Origin of the sequence: Phyllobacterium sp. A18/5-2 (genome assembly GCF_025452215.1) — a bacterium.
GTDB classification, from domain to species: domain Bacteria; phylum Pseudomonadota; class Alphaproteobacteria; order Rhizobiales; family Rhizobiaceae; genus Phyllobacterium; species Phyllobacterium sophorae.
On the sequence record NZ_CP104966.1, the window covers coordinates 607,029 to 626,020 of the forward strand.

General features: G+C 56.0%; 18 protein-coding genes and 5 pseudogenes. 14 read left to right on the top strand and 9 right to left on the bottom strand.

Going from position 1 to position 18,992, the window contains the following annotated elements; all coding sequences use genetic code 11:
- Positions 1–5: 5 nt before the first annotated feature.
- Positions 6–1,614 (bottom strand): annotated as a pseudogene (locus N8E89_RS03005) (ABC transporter substrate-binding protein).
- 334 nt (positions 1,615–1,948) lie between these two features.
- Here N8E89_RS03005 and N8E89_RS03010 point away from each other — a divergent pair.
- The 5 genes and pseudogenes from N8E89_RS03010 to N8E89_RS03030 all read left to right on the top strand — a co-directional run bounded on the left by N8E89_RS03010 (position 1,949) and on the right by N8E89_RS03030 (position 5,850).
- Positions 1,949–2,711: pseudogene (locus N8E89_RS03010) on the top strand (3-hydroxyacyl-CoA dehydrogenase).
- Between the two features lie 132 nt (positions 2,712–2,843).
- Positions 2,844–4,034 (top strand): hypothetical protein, encoded by a 1,191-nt coding sequence (locus N8E89_RS03015; RefSeq protein ID WP_262261090.1) that lies wholly within the window; start codon positions 2,844–2,846, stop codon positions 4,032–4,034.
- Between the two features lie 8 nt (positions 4,035–4,042).
- Positions 4,043–4,621: a protein-S-isoprenylcysteine O-methyltransferase gene (locus N8E89_RS03020; RefSeq protein ID WP_262261091.1), complete on the top strand. Its 579-nt coding sequence runs from the start codon at positions 4,043–4,045 to the stop codon at positions 4,619–4,621.
- A 24-nt stretch (positions 4,622–4,645) separates the two neighbouring features.
- On the top strand, positions 4,646–5,314 hold the full coding sequence (locus N8E89_RS03025) for a hypothetical protein (protein ID WP_262261092.1): 669 nt from the start codon (positions 4,646–4,648) through the stop codon (positions 5,312–5,314).
- A 146-nt stretch (positions 5,315–5,460) separates the two neighbouring features.
- On the top strand, positions 5,461–5,850 hold the full coding sequence (locus N8E89_RS03030; protein WP_113172116.1) for a DUF930 domain-containing protein: 390 nt from the start codon (positions 5,461–5,463) through the stop codon (positions 5,848–5,850).
- 45 nt (positions 5,851–5,895) lie between these two features.
- Here N8E89_RS03030 and N8E89_RS03035 read toward each other — a convergent pair whose 3' ends face one another.
- Entirely contained in the window at positions 5,896–6,843 is a 948-nt protein-coding gene (locus tag N8E89_RS03035) for a cell wall hydrolase (RefSeq protein WP_262261093.1), read from the bottom strand.
- A 238-nt stretch (positions 6,844–7,081) separates the two neighbouring features.
- Between N8E89_RS03035 and N8E89_RS03040 the strand changes: the two genes are divergently transcribed.
- From N8E89_RS03040 to N8E89_RS03050, 3 genes are all read left to right on the top strand, one after another.
- Positions 7,082–7,273 (top strand): hypothetical protein, encoded by a 192-nt coding sequence (locus tag N8E89_RS03040; RefSeq protein ID WP_113172114.1) that lies wholly within the window; start codon positions 7,082–7,084, stop codon positions 7,271–7,273.
- A gap of 84 nt (positions 7,274–7,357) precedes the next feature.
- Complete coding sequence (locus tag N8E89_RS03045) at positions 7,358–8,137, top strand: HugZ family pyridoxamine 5'-phosphate oxidase (protein ID WP_262261094.1); 780 nt, start codon at positions 7,358–7,360, stop codon at positions 8,135–8,137.
- Entirely contained in the window at positions 8,134–8,994 is an 861-nt protein-coding gene (locus N8E89_RS03050; RefSeq protein WP_262261095.1) for a TrmH family RNA methyltransferase, read from the top strand. Before N8E89_RS03045 ends, N8E89_RS03050 begins: the two co-directional genes overlap by 4 nt.
- On the opposite strand, the gene N8E89_RS03055 is transcribed toward N8E89_RS03050, so the two are convergent.
- The 3 genes from N8E89_RS03055 to N8E89_RS03065 all read right to left on the bottom strand — a co-directional run bounded on the left by N8E89_RS03055 (position 8,947) and on the right by N8E89_RS03065 (position 10,704).
- Positions 8,947–9,474, bottom strand: coding sequence for a hypothetical protein (locus N8E89_RS03055; protein WP_262261096.1), 528 nt, complete (start codon positions 9,472–9,474; stop codon positions 8,947–8,949). The two genes, N8E89_RS03050 and N8E89_RS03055, sit on opposite strands and share 48 nt — an antisense overlap.
- Positions 9,440–10,000, bottom strand: a complete 561-nt coding sequence (locus N8E89_RS03060) for a hypothetical protein (RefSeq protein WP_262261097.1) — start codon at positions 9,998–10,000, stop codon at positions 9,440–9,442. The genes N8E89_RS03055 and N8E89_RS03060 overlap by 35 nt, the downstream gene beginning before the upstream one ends.
- Before the next feature lie 125 nt (positions 10,001–10,125).
- On the bottom strand, positions 10,126–10,704 hold the full coding sequence (locus N8E89_RS03065) for a DUF1134 domain-containing protein (RefSeq protein ID WP_106664085.1): 579 nt from the start codon (positions 10,702–10,704) through the stop codon (positions 10,126–10,128).
- A 322-nt stretch (positions 10,705–11,026) separates the two neighbouring features.
- Here N8E89_RS03065 and chpT point away from each other — a divergent pair.
- The 4 genes and pseudogenes from chpT (at position 11,027) to N8E89_RS03085 (ending at position 13,414) form a co-directional block, all read left to right on the top strand.
- Positions 11,027–11,657 (top strand): annotated as a pseudogene (gene chpT, locus N8E89_RS03070) (histidine phosphotransferase ChpT).
- 120 nt (positions 11,658–11,777) lie between these two features.
- On the top strand, positions 11,778–12,146 hold the full coding sequence (locus tag N8E89_RS03075) for a response regulator (RefSeq protein WP_106664269.1): 369 nt from the start codon (positions 11,778–11,780) through the stop codon (positions 12,144–12,146).
- Between the two features lie 222 nt (positions 12,147–12,368).
- Positions 12,369–12,908: a VOC family protein gene (locus N8E89_RS03080; RefSeq protein WP_315975680.1), complete on the top strand. Its 540-nt coding sequence runs from the start codon at positions 12,369–12,371 to the stop codon at positions 12,906–12,908.
- A 119-nt stretch (positions 12,909–13,027) separates the two neighbouring features.
- On the top strand, positions 13,028–13,414 hold the full coding sequence (locus N8E89_RS03085; protein WP_262261099.1) for a cupin domain-containing protein: 387 nt from the start codon (positions 13,028–13,030) through the stop codon (positions 13,412–13,414).
- A 50-nt stretch (positions 13,415–13,464) separates the two neighbouring features.
- Here the strand turns inward: N8E89_RS03085 and ctrA are convergent, their stop codons facing one another.
- On the bottom strand, positions 13,465–14,166 hold the full coding sequence (ctrA, locus tag N8E89_RS03090) for a response regulator transcription factor CtrA (RefSeq protein ID WP_099998139.1): 702 nt from the start codon (positions 14,164–14,166) through the stop codon (positions 13,465–13,467).
- 493 nt (positions 14,167–14,659) lie between these two features.
- Between ctrA and N8E89_RS03095 the strand changes: the two are divergent.
- Positions 14,660–15,044, top strand: a pseudogene (locus N8E89_RS03095) (flagellar export protein FliJ).
- A gap of 126 nt (positions 15,045–15,170) precedes the next feature.
- On the opposite strand, the gene N8E89_RS03100 reads toward N8E89_RS03095, so the two are convergent.
- Entirely contained in the window at positions 15,171–15,467 is a 297-nt protein-coding gene (locus tag N8E89_RS03100; RefSeq protein WP_113172108.1) for a GNAT family N-acetyltransferase, read from the bottom strand.
- A gap of 64 nt (positions 15,468–15,531) precedes the next feature.
- A pseudogene (locus N8E89_RS03105) lies at positions 15,532–17,642 on the bottom strand (carboxy terminal-processing peptidase).
- 374 nt (positions 17,643–18,016) lie between these two features.
- On the opposite strand from N8E89_RS03105, the gene N8E89_RS03110 reads away from it, so the two are divergent.
- Complete coding sequence (locus tag N8E89_RS03110) at positions 18,017–18,478, top strand: paraquat-inducible protein A (RefSeq protein ID WP_262261100.1); 462 nt, start codon at positions 18,017–18,019, stop codon at positions 18,476–18,478.
- Between the two features lie 61 nt (positions 18,479–18,539).
- Here N8E89_RS03110 and N8E89_RS03115 read toward each other — a convergent pair whose 3' ends face one another.
- Positions 18,540–18,815: a CtrA inhibitor SciP gene (locus tag N8E89_RS03115; RefSeq protein ID WP_081816000.1), complete on the bottom strand. Its 276-nt coding sequence runs from the start codon at positions 18,813–18,815 to the stop codon at positions 18,540–18,542.
- Positions 18,816–18,992: the final 177 nt, after the last annotated feature.

The window sequence follows — 18,992 nt, forward strand, 5'->3', positions numbered from 1 at the left end:
GCTTGTTACTCGACAATGTCGACGCCGTCGAAGGCGAAGTCACCGAGCGGGCTCTGATGGAAGCCCTCAACACCCTTGCGCATTGGCACGAGCGAGAGCGAGTGATCAAGCGTTGCCCAGGGTGCATCCTTCTTGAAGACGACCTGCGCCTGCTCGTAGAGCTTGGTGCGTTCCGCCAGGTCAGTCGTCTCCTTGGCCTTGGTCACCAGGTCGTCAAACTCCTTGTTGCACCACTGCGCGCGGTTGTTGCCGCCGACAGCGTCGCAACCAAGCAAGGTATCAAGGAAGTTATCCGGATCACCATTGTCGCCGGTCCAGCCGAGAATGGCAGCGCCGTCGCGGTCCTTGGCCTTGGACTTGTCGAGATATTCGGCCCATTCATAGGAAACGATCTCGGCCTTGACGCCAACCTTCGCAAGATCGGACTGCATCAACTCGGCAGCGCGGCGTGCATTGACCATGTATGGCCGCGCAACCGGCATCGCCCAGATCTTCATCGAAAGATCCTTCACGCCCGCATCGGCAAGCATCTTCTTGGCTGCTTCCGGATCGTATTTGTCGTCCTCAATCGACTTGTTGTAGGACCACATCGTTGGCGGGATCGGATTTGTGGCTGGAGTCGCCAGCCCCTGGAACACGCCATCGACGATGGCCTGCTTGTTGATCGCCATGTTGAGTGCCTTACGTACCTCAACCTTGTCGAACGGCGGGACGAGTGTGTTGTAGGCCAGATAGGCTACATTGAGGCCTTCCTGCTCCATCACCTTCAGCTGTGGATCGGCTTTCATTGACGCCACGTCGCTGGGGTTCGGATAAGGCATCAAGTGGCATTCGCCGGCCTTGAGCTTCTGGTAGCGAACCGATGCGTCGGTTGTGATCGCGAATACCAGATCATCGATCTTCTGCTTGCCATTCCAATAGTCCGGATTGGCCTTGTAGCGGATGACCGCGTCCTGCTGATAGGCGACAAAGATGAATGGACCCGTGCCTACCGGCATCTGGTTCATCTGGTTCATCTTGCCATCGGCTTGAAGCTTGTCGGCATATTCCTTGGAAAGGATCGAGATGAATGGCATCGCCACATTGGCCAGGAACGGCGCTTCTTTGCGCTTGAGCGTGAACTTGACCGTCATGTCGTCGACCTTCTCGATCGACTGGAGCAGTTCGGGGAAACCCATGCCGGCAAAATATTCCCAGGAGGTGCCCGTAACATAGCTGTGCCACGGATTGTCCGTCTTCCATTGACGTTCAAATGAGAAGATCACGTCATCGGCGTTGAGTTCACGAGTCGGCGTGAAGTATTCGGTCGTCTGGAACTTGACGCCCGGACGCAGCTTGAACGTGTACTGCAGGCCATCGTCGGAAATCGTCCAGCTCTCGGCCAAACCAGCTTCCGGCTCCGTCGTGCCGGGCTTGAATTCAAGCAGGCGATTGTAAACTGTATGCGCTGCTGCGTCGAAAGTATTGCCGCCCGTGTAAAGGCCGGGGTCAAACCCTTCCGGCGACAGCTTCCGAGCAAAAAACAAAGGTTTTGGCCGAGGCTCCACCTGCCATCAGCCCACTGGTCATCAATGCGAGCGCGCTGGCCGCAAGGAGTTTCTTGTAGGTATTCATTTTTTCCACCTTCAGAGGTTTTTTTGTGTTGCAGGCCCCCATGCCTGCAACGAAGATTGCATGGAAGCCTTTGCAATGTCGCAATGCAAGCAGATTTATTCGCAGTCAACCCGTCAAAGGCCGCATAATTGTCGATTCTGGGGAAAATCTCCCACCAGAAAGAAAAAATGGTGAAATCCACTAAAAATTCGTCCACTGACTTCCGGTATGCGGTATCGATCAGTCTTCAAATTGCCGCGAATAAGACGAATTCTGGTGCCCAAAAACGGTTCTCTGTCTGGATATGCGCCAAAACTCATGCAAGAAGACATGAAAGAGCACAAGGAGTGGCATTTTGAACATTCAGGGCCAGACGGCCATTGTAACAGGAGGCGGATCGGGTCTCGGGGCTGCCACCGCACGGGCATTGGCCGAAAAAGGCGCCAAGGTTGCGCTTTTCGATATCAATCTCGAAGCGGCACAGAAACTTGCTGACGAGATCGGCGGCCTTGCCCTCGCCTGCAATGTCTCGAGCGCTGGCGATGCCGAGCAAGCCGTATCACGGGTCGTCGATGAACTCGGCTCACCGCGCGTCCTTGTCAATTGTGCAGGTATTGCCAATGCCGGCCGCATCGTTGGCCGCGACGGTCCGCATGATCTTGAACTTTATCGCCGCGTGATCGAAGTCAATCTCATCGGTTCGTTTAACATGCTGCGCCTCGTCAGCGATGTGGCCGCAAAGCTTGAACCTTTGGAAACAGGCGAACGCGGCGTCATCATCTCGACCGCCTCTGTAGCTGCTTTTGACGGCCAGATCGGTCAGGCCGCCTACGCTTCTTCGAAGGCAGGCATCGCCGGCCTCACCCTGCCCGCCGCCCGCGAACTTGCGCGTTTCGGCATTCGCGTCATGGCGATCGCACCGGGAATTTTCGGCACGCCAATGCTGCTTGCCATGCCGCAGGAGGTACAGGATCTCGCTTGCAGCCTCCATCCCCTTCCCTTCCCGGCTCGGAAAGCCCGAGGAATATGCGGCACTGGCGCTGCATATTATTGAAAACCCGATGCTGAATGGCGAGACCATCAGGCTCGACGGCGCAATTCGCATGGCGCCGAAATAGAACCCCGGATGTATGAAGTGACCGGAATGCGTTGCCGGCTATTTTCTGTTAACATCGGCCATCTAAACTCGTTCTTGCTGAGCTATTGCGCTGATCACTGATCCGAATTCACCGGTTCCTGAAAGGTGGCAAATGTCCGTTGCCGAGCGTCTCGTAATTTTACTGCCAGGCTTTGAACACATGCCGGTCGAGGCACATCACCGGCGCTTCATGCGCGAGGCGCAAAAAACGGCGCCGGTCTATGATATTCAAATGGCCGAGACTGCTCCACTCGATGTTTCTTCAGCCGGTGATGCAGTAGCTACGGGTCAATTCAGTCTTACGTCCTCCGGTGAAAACTGGACGACGAGAACGGATTTCATTCTCTATGGCCTCGGCGACATCACCATGTTCTATGCGTCGCGCAATCCGCTTGTGCGGCTGTTGAGCGGGATCGTGGCACTCCTCGACTTCATTGTGACGGGAACATTCTTCCGCTTTGTCGCGACCAGCTGGCGCTATGCTCTGTTTTTCCTGTACCCGATCGTTCTGATCGCAATCATCCTCGCATTATCATACGGTATTGGCAGCGCCGCTACCGCTATTGGCCCGGACGGACCGATCATCCCGCTTATCCTTTCGTTCCTCTCCGTGGTCGCGCTGTTCTGGTTTGCGGCCAGCAAAATGCACTTCTTGCTCATTATGGATGATTGGGCATTCGCTCACGATATGGCGCGTCGACGGCGGCCCGAAGTCTTGGCCAGAGTGGAAAAAGTCGTCGCCGATGCTGCGGCTCGTATCGGTAATACACCGCCAAACACCGAAATCCTTGTAGCCGCACACAGCCTCGGCGCGATTTGCGCGCTCCAGATACTTGACGCTGCCCTCAGTCAGGATGCTTCCAGAAACTACGGCCTTCTCACCGTTGGTTCGAGCCTTCTGAAAGTGGCGCTGCACCCTGCCGCCCGGGCACTACGCCAAAAGGTCGGGACGGTCGCGCGTAGCAATACTATCTGGGTCGATGTTCAGGCGCTAACCGATCCGATGAATTTCTACAAATCCGACCCTGTGCGCGATCTCGGGATTGCCAATGGCACATCGCCTGTTCCTGTCAGGGTTCGATTTCGCAGCCAGCTTTGCGATGAAGCATACAAGGCTATTCGCCATGATTTTTTCAGGGTGCACCGCCAGTTTGTCTTTGGGGTCGAAAGGCGCACGCACTATTCCTGGCACGCCATCCTGTGCGGGCCGGAGCATTTTGCCGACATCGCGATGAAGGGGGGGCTCCCTTGCGAGCGTTCTGCTCCTCTTCCACTCAAATTATCTGAACCTGCCGCATCATGATTTCACTTGTGACCGCCGGAAAAGTCGTTTGGGTGGCCTTTGTGGCCGGCTGGTATCTGTTGCGCCGTCCATTCGATCGGCGCGCACGCCGGGCAAGTCTGACAATCGACCGGAGGAAGGGCGCCGATACCATTCGTCTTGCCATCTCTGCCACGGGCCTTGGCGTCATCCCGTTGATCTATGTTGCTACAGGCCAGCCGCGTTCAGCGTCGTACCCGGCGAGCCCTTTGCTTTTTGTCGCGGGAATATGCGCCGCTGTCACCGCACTCGTGCTCTTTCGGCTGACACACAAGGCGCTCGGTCAGATGTGGTCCGTTTCGTTGCAACTGAAGCAGGATCACAAACTCATCACAACCGGCATTTACAAGTACCTTCGCCATCCGATGTATACAGCCTTCTGGTTGATGGCATTGACCCAGGCCCTGCTCTTGCCCAATTATGTCGCAGGTCTCGCCGGTGTCGTTGGCTTTGGCTTTTTGTTTTTCTCCCGCATAGGACCGGAGGAGGCGATGATGGAAGAGGCTTTCGGAGAAGAATATCATCGATATCGCGCTCGCACCTGGCGCGTCCTGCCCTATCTCTACTGATTCCGGATCGAAAGAACTTTGATCGTGCGAAAAGCCGCATCGTCCCCGTTCAACCAATTATTGGCGGGCCTCACGGTAATCGCTTTGGCCGTCTTTCAGCCGGCAATGGCGGCAACCAATTCGAAAATCATACCAACCTCTGTTCCGGAGATCCCACAGCTTACCTGCGCGGCCCACGGAAAACCCAATGGTACGGACGCAAAGCTCACCGCCAATCGCGAGAAAACCGGTGATCCGGCCTATATTGAATTTCGCCAGCGTTTCTCGTCCAGCATCCCGAGTGGTCATGTCTATGTGGTCTTCGGCAGGCTGGACGCCAAGGGCGAGCCGGTCACACGCCAATACATCGGTCTGTTTCCAAGAGGTAGCCTGATTGGACTTTATGGCGGTGCAATAGTGCCTGTGCCAGCAGACCTGGCCCCGAGTTTTGAGGATTGCCGCTTTACGCCAAACGCCGCTTATCGCGTTTCGCTGACCGAACCGCAATACCAGCAGTTGCTGGAAAAGGTCCGGGCCAACCTCGCCAATCCCCCGAAGTGGAGGATGTTCGGCTTCAATTGCAACAATTTTGCCGCCACCCTTGGCAGTGTCGCAGGCATGGTCGAACCCGCCAATCGGTCGCAACCATCCTTCTCGTACATCTATTCCTTTATTGAAGCCAACGGCGATAAAGAACGGAAAGTTGCCGGCTAGAGGCCATTGCTTGAATACAACCGCCCTTTCATAATTTGGACCCAATCCGATTGGTATCTAGCGGGCGCGCCAGCGTGTGATTCAACCAGCGCGGCAAGTTGGTAGCAATGCCGATGCATCCCTTGTAATTTGAAAGCCGGTCAGGAATGAGAATAATCAGCGTGATCCTCTTGCTGTCGGCCGCCTTGGCCAGCCCAGCCCGAGCCATGGATTCTGGCGCTGCCGAGGAGCTGGAACGGCTCGACCCGCAAACGCGGCTGGAGCAGCGCTGCGATCTTGAGGCGATGGAACGCATCCACAAGGATCCGGCACGGCTCGTTCCGGACGAACTCGTCGCCTATGCTTTTGAGGAGCCCAGGATCAAGGGCGATAAGATCCGTTCAGCGGGCGCTGCGTTCCGCAGCAAGGGCGAATGGTATCATCTGTCCTATACCTGCTCGACCTTGCCTGACCACATGACGATCCTGACGTTTCAATATGCCATCGGCCAGATGGTTCCCCACAACGAGTGGGCCCACCATTACCTGGTACCGTGAATGGTTCGGGCTAGGCGCCCGAACCCCCTCAATCATACCCGATCTTCAGAGAGAGTTTGGACGATCCTGCGCCAGCAGCATCTGGCCGATCGCATCGACAGCCTTGCCATTTGGCGCCTCATAAGCCATCAGGCCGGGCTGCGTCGTCGTCTGCGAAGACTGTACCGGCTGAGCAACCTGCACAGTCTGCACAGTCGACGACCTGTAATCCATCGCCTGAGGCGGCGGATCCATCGGTACGGCGACCTTCGTGGTGTCGAATGCCATCGGAGCAATGTCCGCCTGCGCAACGAGAACGGGCCGGCTGGTCACACGTCCGCCAGTCGGTGTTGACGTTGTCGCAAGTGCCGGTTGCGATGCGGTTGCAACCAGAACAGTATTGGCGGACTTTGCACCGGCCATTCTTGTGCTGGCTACATAGGCATTGGCAATCGCAATGCTCGCGTCCTTGGAAGCAATCTCGGCCGTATGATAACGGTCGCGCTTCTCATAAAAGGCATTGCCGCCGGCCACCACCGTGTAGTGCATGTTCTTGTAAGGGAAGCGGAGACCCGCCGTGTGGAAAAACATTGCGTTTTTCACCTTGGGATTGCGTTCACCCTTGAGGACGGCGTCTGCAGCTGCCTGTACATCCGGCAGGGCGGCAGATTTCATTGGACGGGAAAGCACGCCGGGAGCGAACTGCCCCTTCTGGCCGACAACGCCGCAAATGGTGTTGCCCCATTTGCCGGAATCGAGCCGGTTCATCACCACTGTGCCGACTGCAAGCAATCCGTCCTGGCTGGAGCGGTTTGATTCGAAGAACATTGCCCGTTCAAGGCATTCCTTGTCCTTGGGTGTATAGGCATATGTCTTGCTGCCGCTGGTGCGCGACGTCAGATTGGCGGTAAGCTTACTGGAATGTTGACCGGTCTGTGTACAACCACTGACAAGCCCGGCGGCTGCGACAATGCCCGCAATAGAATGGATTTTCCACTTAGCGAAGCCGATCACGAAGCAATTCTCATCGCTGTTGTTCCTGCTGGTGAAGGTGCCCACAGAATGAACCCATTTGGGGCCAAACAATGGCAAGTATGATTATTGTGCAACATGACGATAGCATCCGTTTGAAATTATGAGGTTATTTTATTCAGTTCACGAGCAAAAATTTTCAATAATGGCAAAATTAAGAATTTGTTTACCGTATTTGCCTTAAGCTTGATGCAACTGATCACGCTCAAAAGGCAATCTGATGCGCACGCCTGCTGCCCGGTATGATACCCGCGAATCACTGATGGAGGCACTGCGAGAGTTGATGGTGCTTCAGGTTCCTGCCGAAGAAGTCGCGCCGGTTCTCTGCACGATCGGCCCGGTCGATCTGGATCTGCTCGCCGATTGCATGAATGATATCGGCCTCAGCGACAATCGCTCCATCGCTGCCTGATCTTCCGGCGCCGCCTTCAAATAACTTGTTCGCTTTCCCCTGACGAACTATCAATCTGATGCACGCCAGGATGAAGGAGCAGCCGTGACCGAAAATAAGGATGTTTTGCGCGAGATTGACGATGGCGCAATCCGTCTGGCCCGCACATTGCTGCGTACCGCCCGCCACGCGGTCATCGCCACGCTGGATCCCCAGACCGGAGATCCAATTGCCACCCGCGTTGGCCTCTCCACCGACCATGACGGCGCGCCCATTATTCTTGTTTCCGCCCTCGCCGCCCACACGCCGGCGCTTCTTGCCGATCCGCGCTGCTCGCTCCTGGTTGGCGAACCTGGCAAGGGCGATCCGCTCGCTTCCCCACGCATGACCATATCCGCGCGAGCCCGGGAGATATCGCGCGATGCGCCCGAGCATGCGCGCATTGAATGGCGTTATTTGTCTCACCTGCCCAAATCAAAGCTTTACGTCAGCCTTGGCGATTTTCGCTTCTTCCGGCTCGAACCGGATCACGTGAGACTGAATGGCGGGTTTGGCCGGGCCTATCAGCTGGCTGCAAGTGAATGGTTGAGCCTCAGCCCGGCAAACGATGAGCTTGCGGCGGCCGAAAAAAGTGCGGTCGAACACATGAACCGGGATCATGCGGATGCCATCGCGCTCTACGCCCGTTTTTTTGCCAGGGCGGCGGACAGTAACTGGCGGCTGACCGGCATCGATGCCGACGGTTTCGATTTGGCCGATGGAGATGACGTGCTGCGCATATTCTTCCCCGAGCCGCTGACCTCGGCAAAGGATATGCATATGACGCTGGTACGCATGGCCGGGGAAGCGCGGGCCGGGCTGGGCGCCTCGCACCCCTCCACATGACATCTTCCGGGTCTCCGGATTGTCAGTGGCTGGAGCGCAGGGTAACCCGGGTCTCCGAAGCAGGCGATGAGCGTCTTGCGCCTTACCGCAACGTGCGCGAGCGCGATCTGGTAGGTCGCGCGGGCCGCTTCATCGCCGAAGGCAAGGTCGTCCTCAATGTGCTGCTGTCCAATCCGGCATTTGCAGTAGAGTCGCTCCTCATACTGGAGAACAGGCTCGTAGGGCTCACGGAGCAATTGCAGCGCTGTCCGGCCGATGTGCCCGTCTTCTGCGTATCGCGCGAAACTATGGATGCGATTGCCGGCTTCCCGATGCACCGCGGCATCCTGGCCGTAGGCAGGCGCAGCGCGCCCCATTCGCTGCAAATGCTCGTGGAAACCCTGCCTGAAAAGGCTCTGGTCGTCGTTCTTTGCGGCATTTCCAACCATGACAATATGGGTTCGATCTTTCGCAACGCCGCCGCTTTCGAGGCGGATTGCATCCTGATGGACGAGACCAGTTGTGATCCACTCTACCGCAAGGCGATCCGTGTTTCAGTCGGAGCTGCTCTCAAGGTTCCCTTTGCCCGGCAAGGATCGATCGAAACGATCGTAGACGGATTGCGGCATGCCGGTTTCGAACTCTTTGCTCTCAGCCCGTCGGGCAAAACAAGCATCTACGACGCCGAGCCTTCACCGCGTACGGCACTGCTGCTTGGCACCGAGGGCGAAGGCTTGCCCAAAGCGCTTTTGCAACAGCTGCGAACAGTGAAAATTCCGATGTCCGGCAGCTTCGACAGTCTGAATGTCGCGACTGCCTCAGGCATCGCCCTATCGCGATTCAGCCGTTTTTCCAGCCTCGGACGCCGCGGCTTGTAGCGCGCGAATACGATCGGCAAGGCTCACGATCAACTCGCCGTTTTCGTCATGGACGCGAGGCAAATCATTGCCGGCCTTGGCCAACAGTTCATTGATCGGGGATGCCGGTCCTTCCAGTCTTGCGACCATGGCAACGACTTGCGATGCCAGGGCGTTCATCTCCTCTCGCAGGAGTTTTGCCTCCTGGGCCTCGACCACCGCCTGCTTGCCACGCGGCACGTCGAGGACGGACGAGCCTTGCTTGCGTCCTTCGGCAAGCACCTTGCGCAGTCGCTCGTTGATGCGCTCTATTTCCTTCTCGCGGCGGGAGAGCCTTGCTTCCGTATCGGACAGTTTGGCCATTAGCCCGTGCGCCTGTTTCTCAAATTCAGCACAGCGTTTGGCTTCCTGCGCCGATGAATGCTGCAGGGCTTGCAGATCGGCTTCGACCTTCCGCCGCTGCTCATCACTGTCGCGTTTGCCCTGACGCGCCTGTTTCAATTCGTCCGACAGGTTTTCGATCCGGGTCGATTGCGCAGCCAATTCGATTTGCAGACTGTCGGAATTGATCGCAAGATTCTGACATACGGCGATTGAGGAGCTCAAGTTCTGACGAACGCTGCTCGAGCGATTTTTCCGTGCCGGACAGGTTCTTGGTGGATTTCTCGAGATTCTGTTCGTGATCCGCAAGCCTGGCGCATAGCGCGGCAATGGTTTCATCGCGCGCCGCGAGGTCAGCCTTCAGATTGCGTGCCAGGCGTTCCCTTGCACCGAGCTCCACCAGCTGCAATGCTGCCTTTTCCTTTTCATCTTGAAGGGTCAATTCCAGCTTGCGCTCGGCGACTGCATGTCCGGCACGCATGCCATCCATCTGTGCCTGTATCTCGTTGAGGGTAAGCGGCGTCTCTGCCTCGACATTTCTGCGGGTAATCAGCATCGCCCGGCGCCAGATTGGCGGTGCAACGAGCAGCGCCAGCAAGACGGCGCTCAGAAATCCAAGAGCGAAATATAGTGCAGACTGGATCACGATCGAGGTCCTGTTAGAGCGGAGAACGTCCTTTTTGGTACAGCGTGTATTAGCAGACCAGCCGGCCAACACAAAGACGCGGGCGATAAGCCCGCGTCCTGGTTGGCAAATATCGGCTTAATGGATCAAAATGGATTCCATGTTGGCGTCTGGGTCAACTTCAGATAGCCGACATTGACACCAAGACGAGCGCCCACACCCGTCCTGATTGGCACGAGCAAGACTTGGTTGCGCTTGAGCACGTTGAAACCGACACCTGCAAAGAGATAGGCGGAACCGGCGACGCCGACGAAACGGCCATACAGATTTTGTATATCGTCGAGATTGTAGACGAGCATCATGACGCGCGAGCCCTGCCCGCCGAAATCCCATCCGATGGACGGCCCTTGCCAGAAAGTTTTGTGGTCACCGGCATTCTTTGTATACAGCGAGCCTTCGCCATAGGTCAGGCCGCCGATAAGCGCGCCGGAGCCTTCTTCGCCAAGGACATAGCCGTTGGGCAAGCCGTAACTCTGGAACACCTTTTCGACAGCCGTGGCGAGCCCGCCCGATGTTGATCCGAAGAATCTTTGGCCGGAGTTGACGATCTCCTCCATCGTATAGGTTTCCTGCGCCCGCGCCGTCTGCGCTTGCGCGACAACGAGCGACACGATGGTCAGAAAGAGAAGAAAGCCACGGTTCAAAGACAAGAGTAGAGACGCCATCATAATTCCTTTTGGCTGTTCGCTTCTTTGCCTGACGCCTGATACGGATGTGTGCAGATCTTGCGCCTGCTTTCTAATTGAACGCTATTTAAGGCGCTAAACCTTGTATAAAAGTTTATGAATCGATCTTGGCATTTCAATGACTTGCAAAGATTGGCAAAAACGCACGAATTTCAGCATTTTCGGCGCTTTTACCACGACGTTCTTGCCGATCGGGATCAGGCTATGTATCCAAATGGATCAGAAATCAGAGTGATCTGCGTTAGGTACTGATTCTGCGGCAACGCCTGAACCAACCAGACAAATTTCAGGAGATTCCCCAATGACATTGCCCGTTATTCTCTCGGCAACGGACCTAGGAGCGCTCCTCAGCAGCCGCATCTGCCACGACATCATTTCGCCGGTTGGCGCGATCAATAACGGCCTTGAACTCCTTGAGGAAGGTGGTGCCGACGAAGACGCAATGAACCTGATCAAATCCAGCGCACGGAGCGCTTCTGCACGGCTGCAGTTCGCGCGCATTGCCTTCGGCGCTGCGGGTTCCGCCGGCGTCCAGATCGACACAGGCGATGCCCAGAACGTTGCCAACGAATACATGAAGGGCGAAAAAGGCGGAATTTTCCTGGGAAGGCACTCGCGTGCTTCTGCCGAAGAACAAGGTGAAGCTCCTGCTCAATCTGGTGCTGATCGCCAACGCAGCGCTGCCGCGCGGTGGCACATTGTCAGTGGTCCTGGAGACTCCGGAAACGCAACCGCGTTTCGTCCTGACGTCACGGGGACCCACGCTGCGCGTGCCGCCGAAATTTCTCGAGCTTCACAGCGGCAAGGTCCCTGAAGAACCGATTGATGCCCATGCCGTGCAGCCGTATTATACGCTCCTCCTCGCGCAGGAAGCCGGAATGACCATCTCGATCCATGCCTCGCCGGAAGAGATCGTTTTCACCGCCGCGTGATACTTTCTTAAAAGTTGCGCCAAAATTTACCATCAACCTTGGGTATTTGTTCACCCAGGGCCTGCTAGTCTTCCGCCCGAAACAGCAAAAATGGGCCTCATGGCGCAGGAGAAATTTCCATTGCTACGTTGCATGATCGTTGACGGATCGCCGGTCGTCAGGAAGGTTGCGCGTCGTCTCATCGCCGGCGACACGACCGTCGTGACCACGGCCGATACCGGCTTTCAGACGGTTGCCGCCTGCAGCGTCGAGATGCCCGATTTGATCATTCTGGACAGCGCCCTGGCCGATATGCCTGCCACAGATATCATCGCGCAGATACGTGCCTTGCCTGGTGGCGAGAACAGCAAGATCTATCTCTGCCTGCCCGAAATCGACGTTACCAAGATCATGCGGGCAAAGCGCGCCGGCGCTGCCGGATATCTTCTGAAGCCATTCAACCGCGCATCGATTGCCGAAATCCTCCCTCAGGTACCCATGACGGGTTGAACGGTCACTCTTCCAGAATCTTGACATACCAGTCTGCGTCACAGTAGCGTAGATCCGCTGCTGTAGGGCGCATCGGCTTTCGGCCGGAGGGGCAACGCCCGCCTACGACAACGTCGAACGTAGTGCGCGCCCATGCGGAATTTGGAAAACCTGAAAAAGCAAGCAAAGCTCTATCTGCGATGGCATCGCGATGGATATCATCCGGTGGCAACCGAGATCAGGATGTTCTTGACCCGATTTCGAAGCCTGAGCGATGATCAGATTCTGGAACAGACCTTCCGGCTCGGCGAGGCCCAGGAGCTTGTTGCCAGGAAAGCCGATTTCGAAAATTGGGAGGCGCTGAACAAAGGAACCCAGACCATGCCCGATTTAGCCGTTCCAGACGCATCACGCCCCTTTCTCGCCATCGTTGAGCCACAGCTTTTTGTCTCTGATATCGAGGCATCCTGTGACTTCTATCGTATCGTGCTCGGCTTCGAGACCCGCTTCATCCATGGCGAACCGCCTTATTATTGCCAATTGGCTCGAGACGCCGTCAGGCTCAATCTCCGGCAGGTGGAAGGTCCTGTTTTTGATACCCGCTTGAGATCCGAACAACACTTGCTCTCGGCGACAATCGTGCTCGACGACGTCAAGTCTCTCTACTTGGAATATCAGGAACGGGGCGCTCTGTTTCACCAGACGTTGAAAGCCGAACCTTGGGGTGCGCGCACCTTCATTGTCAGGGACCCCGGCGGAAATCTCATTGCATTTGCAGGCTGAACGCTCCGGCGCGCCAAAAATTCCGGATGAATGCCTCGCTCCTGATTTGCACAATCGTACAAGACCCGGGTTTCAAGGCCGGATTAAGAATTCCAGGTACTCAACCAACTGGAGGCATCATGCAGACGAACAGAGCCACAAGGACCTACAGTGCTATCAACCTTTCCGAAAAGTTCGGACTCTTCTCAGAGCAATGGCTACCGAAAGTTGTGGCTGAACTCAATGATTACCAATTCAAGATTGCGCGGCTTGAAGGAGATTTCATCTGGCATGACCATCCGGAGACAGACGAGGCCTTCATCGTCCTCGACGGCGAGCTGCGCATTGATTTCCGTGACGGCTTCGTCTGCTTGAAAGCCGGAGAAATGTTCGTGGTTCCCAAGGGCGTCGAGCACAAGCCGTTCGCCGAAAGGGAGGTCAAGCTGATGCTGATCGAGCCGCGCGGAGTCCTGAATACCGGCCACGAAGGTGGTGAGCGTACAGCCCGGAACGACATCTGGATCTAACACGAAAGGCTCCGCAATACGGAGCCTTTTGATTGTTCCCGACGAATGGATCAGGCGATTTCGCGCATTTCTGTCGCGTCAGGTTCGCGCAGCACATAGCCGCGGCCCCAGACGGTCTCGATGTAATTGATGCCGTCCGATGCCGAATCGAGCTTCTTGCGCAACTTGCAGATGAAGACGTCGATGATCTTGAGTTCCGGCTCGTCCATGCCCCCGTAAAGGTGGTTCAGGAACATTTCCTTGGTGAGCGTCGTGCCCTTGCGGAGCGAGAGCAGCTCCAGCATCTGGTATTCCTTGCCGGTCAGGTGAACGCGCTGGCCTGCGACTTCGACCGTCTTGGCATCGAGATTGACGATCAGGTCGCCCGTAGTGATGACTGACTGGGCATGGCCCTTCGAACGGCGCACGATCGCGTGGATACGGGCGACCAGTTCGTCCTTATGGAAAGGCTTGGTCATGTAGTCGTCAGCGCCGAAGCCGAGGCCACGAACCTTGTCCTCGATCCCGGCCATGCCCGAGAGGATGAGGATCGGTGTCTTCACCTTCGACAGGCGCAAGGTCCTCAGGACTTCATAACCGGACATGTCCGGCAGGTTGAGGTCGAGGAGGATGATATCGTAGTCGTAGAGCTTGCCGAGATCGACGCCCTCTTCGCCCAGATCCGTCGTATAAACATTGAAGCTTTCCGACTTGAGCATCAACTCGATGCTCTGGGCCGTTGCACTATCGTCTTCGATTAAAAGAACCCGCATATCATTCCCCTTTTCCCGCCGCTGAAATGGGTTGCCCAATAAACCTCAGTCAGGGCAATCCCGAAGCCAGGTCGCGAAACAAGCCGTTTCCATAACGTTAAGATTGCCACCGAATGGTTAACAAAATCTAATTCCGCTTTGCAAGTGCCTTTGACTCTTAAATTAAAGATCGCGGGCACAGCATTGATTCATAAGGTCAAGTCGCCAGTCAAAAACCATCAGGCACAGCTTGAGGTTCAGGGTCTAAGCGACTCATTCGACTCGATAAAATCTCTTCCTAAAAACTTCAGGTTTCGGTTTACCGAGCTTTAAGTCTTAAGGCGTATGATTAATGCTGAACGTAAAGGAAAGGTTACCAGACGGGGCAGCCTTTAAGTTTTTGTTTCATTTTCCCGAAGTGATTCGGGTAAAACGCCAGCCGGGTGACCCTCGCCAATGCTTTTGGTGACATCACAATACCGGCCTCAGGATGAGCGTTTAGGGGGTAGTGAGTATGAAGTCGCATGAAGGTTTGGTTCGGCTGAAGCTCTTTCAGGTCAAGGAAAAGCGCCGCCAGCTCGGTCAGCTCGATCTGATGATGGGTGAGTTCGAACGTATGGCTGCTGAATTGGACGCGCAGATCCTGTCCGAGGAAAAAAAGGCCGGCATCACCGACATTTCGCATTTCGCTTATCCGACATTCGCCAAGGCTGCCCGCCAGCGCCGCGACAATCTGTTTGATTCTGATCCGCGATCTGAAAACGCAGAAAGATGACGCCGAAGCGGCGCTTGCCGAATCGGAAGCGGAACTTGCCAAGGCTGAAGCGCTCGAACAGCGGGACGGCAAGCCGCGCGATGAAGAAATGCCCGTTGCCGACAGGCGCGCGATGATCGGTTAGCCCGAGCGCTTTTGAGCCTGAAGAATCAGCTGGTGTAGATTGCGAGGACCGGAACGCAACGGATTTGTTTCTCTCCGAGCACGGGGAAACCCAGAATCCTCGTCAGATCGAAATTATCAAAAGCCCTCATCGTTGCTGAATCACATCCGCCCATTCCGCATGCCGAAGCGATTGCGCGCGCATGAACGGACAGAGCGGGATGATCTTCCATCCCCCAGCCCGTGCATCTTCCACCGCATGCAGCGCGAGAGCCTGGCCAACACCCTGACCGCGCAGCGCATCCGGCACGGCGGTATGATCGACGATGATCAGATGCGGGCTCGCCCGCGAGAATGTCATTTCGGCTTCGTGGCCTGACACGACCGTGACGTACCGCCCGCCCTTTTCCGTCTCCTGCTTGTCGATCTTGATCTGACCTGCCATCGTTGCACTATCTTTCATATTGCGGCACAGCGCTCAACTTTGGCGCGCTGCCTGACGTGTTGTTTCAATTGTTCTTTGCCGACTGGATTTTCAGGAGTTCTGATGCGTCATTGAGAATATGCACGGTCTCGTCCAGGAGGACGTCTTTAGCATCCTTCAGTGCCTTCTCGCTCGCGATATCGGCGCTCAAGCTGCGCTCGTTGGCCTGCATTCCATCTTCCTGGAATACAAGATCGGCCGGTGACACGGAACCCTTGCCCTCAGCTGCCTCGCGCGCCTTCAAACGGTTTACCTGACGGTCTCGTTCAACACGCCTCTCGGTCTCATTGAGTGAGATTACGCGCTTCCGGCGCAACTCGTTCAATTCGTTCACGTCTTCCACCAGATCGCTAAAATCCTTGTCATTTTTGGATCGGGCATCGTGGCGCCTTTGAAGTTCTGGCAGCGCCTGCTTGATATCACCGAGAGGCGAATAATCCGCTGGCTTGATTTGCAGCCACGGCAAGGCATTGTCATAGCTCGACTCTCCCAGCTTTTCCTCGTCCGCGAATCCAGGCAGGCTGATATCCGGCGTCACACCGCGAAGCTGCGTGGTACCGCCATTGATGCGGAAAAACTGAGCTACCGTCATCTTCAACTCACCGAACGCCGGCTTCGCATTGCGCGCCTCCTCATCCAGATCGACCACTGTTTGAACCGTGCCTTTGCCAAAACTCGGTTCGCCAATAATGACGCCCCGGCCGTAATCCTGTATGGCTGCGGCAAAAATCTCGGAAGCAGAGGCCGATCCGCGATTGATGAGAACGGCAAGCGGACCCGTCCAGCGCGCCTTGCCACGGGTGTTTCCATTTACTTTGATCTCGCCGTCGCCGTTGCGCTGCTGCAGAACCGGGCCCTTGCCCACGAACAAGCCGGTCAGCTCGATGGCCTGCGGCAACGAACCACCGCCATTGTCGCGCAGATCGATAACCACGCCATCGACCTTATCTTCCTCCAGTTCATCCAACAGCTTGGCGACATCGCGGCTTGCGCTTCGATAGTTCTTGTCACCACGCCGCCGCGCATCGAAGTCTTCGTAGAATGTGGGTAGCGAAATCACGCCGATTTTGCGCGCGATATCGCCGTCCTTTACGATCTTGACGCTTTTATTGGCGGCCTGTTTCTCCAGATTTATCTTGTCTCGCACCAGCGTGACCAGGCGATGTTTGCCGTCGAGCCCGGCGTCCGTGGGTAATATATCCAGCCGGACCACCGTATCTTTCTCGCCCCGTATCAATTTTACAACTTCGTTCACGCGCGTCCCGACGACGTCCACCAATGTGCCGTCTTTGCCTTGCGCCACGCCAACGATCCTGTCGCCGACCGCGAGCTGGCCCGATAGCTGTGCCGGACCACCCGGCACCAGCTCCCGTATCGTCGTGTATTCGTCACGCTCCTGGAGCACGGCACCGATACCCACCAGTGAAAGCTTCATCGAAATGTCGAAATCCGATGCCGCTGCTACGCCAAGATAGTCCGTATGAGGCTCGATCGAGGTCGTGTAGGCAGTCATGAACGTCTGGAAGACATCATTGCTCTGGTATTTGTAGGCCCGTGCCTGCAAGTTTCCATACCGCTTGCCAAGGGTCTCGCGTATTTTTGCGTCGGCCGTGCCAGCCAATTTCAGGCGCAGCCAGTCGTTCTTCACGCGCTTGCGCCATAATTCCCGGCTCTCCGCTTCGGATTTCGGCCAGGGCTCCTTTTCGCGCATGACCACATAGTCTTCGTTCTGACTGAAATCGAAGCCGTTATTGAGCAATTCGCGGGCGAAACTCAGGCGCTCTACGACGCGCTGCTCATACACATTAAAGATGGCAAACGGGATGCTCAGATCGTCGCTGTAAATGGCATCATCGATCTTATCCCTACTGGCCATGAACTGATCGATATCGGACTGCAGGAAAAAAAGCGCTCCGGGTCGAGTGATTCTATGTAACGACTGATGATCTTGGCAGACAAGGCGTCGTCCAAAGGCACCTTCTTATAGTGGTAATGTGACAGAATCTGCGCGCTCAGATGCGCAGCCTTCGCCTGGTCCTCTACCGGCGCCAGCACTGGCGGCGAACCGGTCTCCAGCGCCTGGGCGGAGGAAACAAAGGCCAGCAAAACAAACAGCAAGGCGAATTTGGTACGCATAAAGGGCTTCAATCCAATGTTCTGTGTCGATCAATTCATCAAGAATTCAGATATTCTCAATAACTGGCGGCAATGGGGCGGCGCTCAAGGACGCGTCGAGTTTCATGTCAAGCAAGGCGGAAATGGCGGTTTTTGACGATCGGGCGCAGTGTACATTCCCATACATGAGCCCCGGATCGCAGAAAAGCGCCATTTGCAGCCGCCATGGCGTGAATATCGACACACCCAAGAACCCTAGTATGGATTTCATCCATGGGAAGCGTCAATCGGGTACAAGCGAATGTGATAAGGCGGTCCTTACCATCGTTCGTCCTTGACGTGCACCAATTGTTTCCTCCATGCATATCCTCGATCAGCTTTGGTTCGGGATCAGCATGCCGGCAAGATTTCTTATTCCCATCTTTCTCTTCATCGCCACTTTCTCCCTTGCGCTCGGGTTGACCATGCCGCTGATGAATGTCAGCAAGCTGTATTTCTTCGACGAGAACCCTTCGCTCCTCGCTATTGTCACGACCCTCTGGAGGGACGGCGACTGGCTTTTGGCCGTTATCGTGACGCTGTTTTCCGTGATCCTGCCGATCGCCAAGCTGGCAGTCGCGCAGCTGGCGGCAGCGCAAGTGACCGCCGCCACACATATTCTGCATCGCTGGATCACTATCCTGTCGAAATGGTCGATGCTGGATGTACTGCTCGTCGCCCTCGTCATTTTCGGGGCCAAGACCAGCGGGCTCGCAACTGCGATCGCCCAGCCGGGCCTGTGGTTTTTCACCGCCTCCGCAATATTGTCGGCGGTAGCAACACATTTCATCGCGCGGGAAGAAAAAACTGCCGCATAGATCTGCAAACGAAAAAGGCCGGTCTCGCGACCAGCCTTTTCCTCACTCATTGCACCATCATCTAATGACGATATTGCTGTATCCGGGTCGTTCTAAGACCAGCCAGCCCGTGATCGGAGATCGAGGACTGCCAGGACAGGAACTCTTCCACCGTTAAAGTGTAGCGTTGGCAAGCCTCCTCAAGACTAAGAAGACCACCGCGCACAGCGGCAACCACCTCAGCCTTGCGGCGAATAACCCAACGCCGCGTGTTCGCGGGTGGAAGATCGGCGATGGTCAGCGGGCTGCCATCCGGGCCGATTACGTATTTTACTCTCGGTCGAACAAGATCGGTCATTGTACTCTCTACACTAAACTTCAAGACCTATCGCAGCCGACATTACAGTGAGGGCTTTAACAATTGCCTAAACGCCTGGTCACTCTCTGGTAACCTCAGTTAACGGACCGGCAGTATTTTCATTGAGCTTTGGCGCATCGTCCGGACTATCCGCGTTTTGATAGCGAAAGTCTGCCT